General features: G+C 41.1%; 6 protein-coding genes and 1 tRNA gene. 2 read left to right on the top strand and 5 right to left on the bottom strand.

Annotation, left to right across the window (positions count from 1 at the left end; all coding sequences use genetic code 11):
* On the bottom strand, positions 1-130 hold a 130-nt coding region (locus HP456_RS20335), incomplete at its 3' end, for a cold-shock protein (protein ID WP_172254499.1).
* 261 nt (positions 131-391) lie between these two features.
* On the opposite strand from HP456_RS20335, the gene HP456_RS20330 reads away from it, so the two are divergent.
* On the top strand, positions 392-568 hold the full coding sequence (locus tag HP456_RS20330; RefSeq protein WP_172254497.1) for a hypothetical protein: 177 nt from the start codon (positions 392-394) through the stop codon (positions 566-568).
* A gap of 106 nt (positions 569-674) precedes the next feature.
* Here the strand turns inward: HP456_RS20330 and HP456_RS20325 are convergent.
* Positions 675-747 (bottom strand) — tRNA-Val (locus tag HP456_RS20325).
* 125 nt (positions 748-872) lie between these two features.
* On the opposite strand from HP456_RS20325, the gene HP456_RS20320 reads away from it, so the two are divergent.
* Positions 873-1,103 (top strand): WYL domain-containing protein, encoded by a 231-nt coding sequence (locus HP456_RS20320; protein ID WP_172254495.1) that lies wholly within the window; start codon positions 873-875, stop codon positions 1,101-1,103.
* A gap of 37 nt (positions 1,104-1,140) precedes the next feature.
* Here the strand turns inward: HP456_RS20320 and HP456_RS20315 are convergent, their stop codons facing one another.
* From HP456_RS20315 to HP456_RS20305, 3 genes are all read right to left on the bottom strand, one after another.
* Positions 1,141-3,126, bottom strand: a complete 1,986-nt coding sequence (locus HP456_RS20315) for a TRAP transporter permease (RefSeq protein ID WP_172254493.1) — start codon at positions 3,124-3,126, stop codon at positions 1,141-1,143.
* A complete protein-coding gene (locus HP456_RS20310) occupies positions 3,113-3,628 on the bottom strand; it encodes a DUF1850 domain-containing protein (RefSeq protein WP_172254491.1) in 516 nt (171 codons plus the stop codon). The genes HP456_RS20315 and HP456_RS20310 overlap by 14 nt, the downstream gene beginning before the upstream one ends.
* An 85-nt stretch (positions 3,629-3,713) precedes the next feature.
* Positions 3,714-4,421 (bottom strand): TAXI family TRAP transporter solute-binding subunit (locus HP456_RS20305; RefSeq protein WP_172254489.1); only part of this gene is annotated, 708 nt, incomplete at its 5' end.

The raw sequence follows: 4,421 nt of genomic DNA, 5'->3' as shown, positions 1-4,421 counted from the left end.
CTTCGTCAAGTGATTTGAAACCTTCACCTTGGATCGCTGAGAAGTGTACGAATACATCGTCTCCACCTTCTACTTCGATGAATCCAAAACCTTTTTCTGCGTTAAACCATTTTACTTTACCATTTTCCATGAAAAATGCCTCCTAGTGTGTGCTTACCACACAATGTATTACTATTCTTGCGATATCAGGTGAAAACCAAATCTTGTTCTTCCCTCGTATACCGGACAAAAATAATTCTTCTATAGAATAACAGGATTTTCTGAAATAATCAAGTCAACAAGAACATGCTTTATAAAGTCAGACGACTTATGATCATACCACTTGATTTTCCCCACTATTTCTAATGAATTTTTATATGGTATAATAAAAGGAGTTGAAAGGAAGTGTCATATGAAATCCACCAAAAGCATGTATAGTAATGGATCTGCTGTCACGATAAAAGAAACCGGCGAAACGGTAACCATCTTAAAATCCCAGTACGTTAAAAACATGAAACGCTACTCATATATCGTCAAAGAGCATCCTGGAACGTTTTTCTTTGAAGAAGAATTAACATCTGATGAATAAAAAAACTGCAGACAGCTGTCTGCAGTTTTTTTATTTTGCCTTTCTTATAAGGAAACTCAGAAAAAAGCCGCATTCCAACTTGTATTGGATTGCGGCTTTTCATTTATGACCTGTGAGGGACTTGAACCCCCGACCCCCACCCTGTCAAGGTGATGCTCTCCCAGCTGAGCTAACAGATCTTATTAAAACTACATATTTTATTATAGCTTGGATTGCAGAAATGTCAATCATTTTTTAGCATAAATGTATACAAGAACAGATGTTCGAGTAGAATGATAATACCTTGCCCGAAAGGATGGTCAGCATGAACAAACTTTTGATCCGTTCCTTGAATGAGCAGTTCCCGATTGAGATCATTTATATGGCCCCACATCAGCAACTGACTAAAAGGAAGATCATCGTCAAGAGAGTGAATTTGGACAGTATTGTGAGTTATTGTTTCCTTAGAAAGCAACTCAGGACTTTCCGGGTTGAACATATTTTAGCTGCATATCCATTATTAAAGAGCAGAGGACTTTACGGAAATAGCCATTAAAAAGAGGGTGAACGGTGAAGTCCACCCTCTTATATGATTAAGCTGTTGCTTGTTTTGGACGCTTGTCTTCTCTTTTGAAGAAGAATTGTGCAGCCAGTAATACTCCGAATGAGATTAATCCGATGATATCGGTCATTCCTTCTGGATAGATCAGCATCAGACCCGATGCCACAAGGAGGAATCGTTCGATCAGATATAATCTGCGGTACCAGTAACCGATCATACCCGCTCCGATGGCAATCATACCCGTTATTGCTGTGAATACTACCCATAATAATCGGGGTATGGTTGTATCGATCATCAGCAATTCAGGTGAAAGTACGAACATATACGGTATGATGAAGGCTGCGATTGCCAGCTTTGCTGAATTGACTCCGGTTCGAATCGGCTCTCCCCCTGATACCCCCGCTGCTGCAAAAGCTGCAAGAGCAACTGGTGGAGTAATATCCGCAATGATTCCAAAATAGAAAACAAATAAATGAGCTGATAGTTCCGGTGCACCTAATAAAATAATTGCGGGCGCAGCGATCGTCGATGTAATGACATAATTTGCTGTAGTAGGTGATCCCATACCGAGCACGATCGACGCCACCATGGTAAAGAATAAAGTAAGAAGAAGTTTACCCTGAGCTGAATTGGTTAAATCAGCTGCCAGATCAACAAGTCCATTGGCTAATGTTAAGCCTAACCCTGTCTTCGTTACAACACCTACGATAATACCGGCTGCTGCAGTTGCAACTGCAACGGACAGTGCGGTTCGAGCACCATCAACTAAAGCATCGACAGCATCTTTGAACCCGATTCGGGTATCTTTACGGATCGCACTGATTGCGATGGTCGCAACAATTGACCAAAGTGCCGCTCTCATGACACTCATTCCGCTCACAAGAAGAATGATGACTGTCAAAATGGGAAGCAGCAGATAAATCTTCTTCAGTACTTCTTTCCGGTTCGGCATTTCTTCATCAGAAAGTCCGCGTAAACCTAAACGCTTAGCTTCAAAGTGAGTCATTATCCAAATACCCGTGAAGTACAGCACCGCTGGAATGGCAGCTGCTTTCGCAATATCCCAATAAGAGATTCCGCCGATGAATTCAACCATCAGGAATGCAGCAGCCCCCATGATCGGCGGCATTAACTGACCGCCGGTAGAAGCTGCAGCCTCTACTCCGCCAGCAAACTCCTTTTTGTATCCGAGTTTTTTCATCATCGGAATCGTAAATGAACCGGAAGTTACCACGTTTGCAACCGAACTTCCGCTGATGGTCCCCTGCAGGGCACTCGAGAAAATGGCAACCTTCGCCGGCCCCCCGGTACGTTTACCTGCAATAGAAACCGCGAGATCATTAAAATATTGACCCACGCCAGTTTTCACAAGGAATGCTCCGAATAAAAGGAATAAGAAGATAAATGTAGCTGATACATATAACGGCGTACCCAGAATTCCTTCTGAAGTAAAGAACATCGTTTTGACGATATCGTCTAAATCATACCCTCTATGTGCGAGGAATCCCGGCATTTGTCTGCCATAATACATATACAGAAGGAAAGCAGAAGAAATGATCGTGATCGGCATTCCCACTGCACGTCTTGTTGCTTCAAGCACCAATAAGATTGCCGCAAGTCCTACGTAAAAGTCGAGGCTGGTCATGATGCCTACCCTGCTTACGATTTCGTCCTGCATGATCGGCCAATAAGCACCGATCCCTACAGAGATTCCTGCTAAAACGATATCATACCAAGCCAGTTTATTCTTTTTAAGATTCTTTTTCCTCGCAGGGAAAAGAAGAAATACTAGGGATAACGCAAACCCTAAATGTATGGATAGCAATAATTGCCTAGGGATGAATTGAAAAATGGATGCTGTTAATTGAAATAATGAGAATGCCAGCAGACCAAAGAAAATGATCCATTTAAACATGCCATGTTCCAATTTTCTCGTTGAAGATTCAGGGTCGTATTTTTCTAATAATTCTTGTTGTTGTTCTGCAGTAAGTGATTCGAACTTTTTATCCTTTTCCAACAACAATCACTCCTTTCCATTTGTTGAATAATGATACCTTTTTATATTGGACTCTTACGACAGAGCCCTCCTTGAAATAATTTTTCAAGGGATACACTTGGTCCTCATAGACAAGCCGGTGATTAGCCACTACCTGTCCGATTCTTATATCGATATAAGGGAATCTCTTGTCCATATTCGAGATAAGATATCTTCCATCCTCTGTCCTCTCGAATACTTCATCGTCTTCTGCATTGGAAGGCATCCCAATTGCTGTGTCTTCATACAAGAGGCTTGTTTGCTGAATGTTATGTGAAGTGGTTTGGCGGTATATCTCCTCTACCTCTGAAAGATGTATTGAATGTGTATATTGAATTGAGAAGGGTTTATTTTTGCTGATCGAGAAATAAGCAGGAATTCCATTACCATCTCTTGGTTCCATCACAAGGACAGTCTGCAAAGGAAGAAAGATCAATGATAAAAGAAAAAGGATAGTGACCCCTATCAGGTATTTCACTTTCATAAGAACTCCACCGTTTCCATTTCTTCAAAACAAAAGAATAGACCGTGATAAGCGGCCTATCCTTTGTTCATCTCGGGATGGTTTATTATTCAGCTGAAATACCTTTTTCATCAAAGTATTTCTTTGCACCCGGATGCAATTCGATTCCCATACCTTTTAAGCCATTTTCAGCTTTGATAAGTTCACCTTTGGCATGAGTAATCTGATCTGTATTTTCAAAGATTGCTTTTGTTACATCATAGATAACATCTTCTGAAATGTCGGCATTTGTAACTAACATTGCACGTACTGCAACAGTCGGGATTGCTTGATCCACTTTACTGTAAGTACCTGCAGGAATTTCATCCGCTGCATAGTAAGGATACTTTTCAATTAGTTCTTCAGCTTTCGCCTGTTCTACAGGTACGATTGTAATATCTTCTGTTGCAGCCAATCCTTCAACCGCACCAGTTGGAGTACCTGAGGTGATGAATGCTGCATCAATTGTACCATCCTGAATTCCTGTTGTTGAATCATCGAAAGATAAGTTGCGTGCTTCAAGGTCTTCTACTTTCAATCCATGGATTTCAAGGATCTGTTCAGCATTCAGCAAAGTCCCTGATCCAGCTTCACCTACTGAAACAACTTTCCCTTTTAAATCTTCTACTGATTTGATGCCGGAACCCTTCGTTGTCACAATTTGAATTGTTTCAGGGTATAAAGTGGCGATTCCTCGTGCATTTTCAACTTTATTATCTGAGAACATCTGAGTGCCTTCAGAAGCGTAAGATGCTATATCCGTTTGTGTGAATGC

Origin of the sequence: Bacillus haikouensis, assembly GCF_013179555.1 — a bacterium.
GTDB classification, from domain to species: domain Bacteria; phylum Bacillota; class Bacilli; order Bacillales; family Bacillaceae_B; genus Rossellomorea; species Rossellomorea haikouensis_A.
This window is presented reverse-complemented; position numbering and strand designations above follow the sequence as displayed.

Bases quoted from the DNA above. Each gene is read 5' to 3' on its own strand.
- HP456_RS20330 (WP_172254497.1), top strand. From the start codon at position 392: ATGAAATCCACCAAAAGCATGTATAGTAATGGATCTGCTGTCACGATA.
- HP456_RS20320 (WP_172254495.1), top strand. From the start codon at position 873: ATGAACAAACTTTTGATCCGTTCCTTGAATGAGCAGTTCCCGATTGAG.
- HP456_RS20310 (WP_172254491.1), bottom strand. From the start codon at position 3,628: ATGAAAGTGAAATACCTGATAGGGGTCACTATCCTTTTTCTTTTATCA.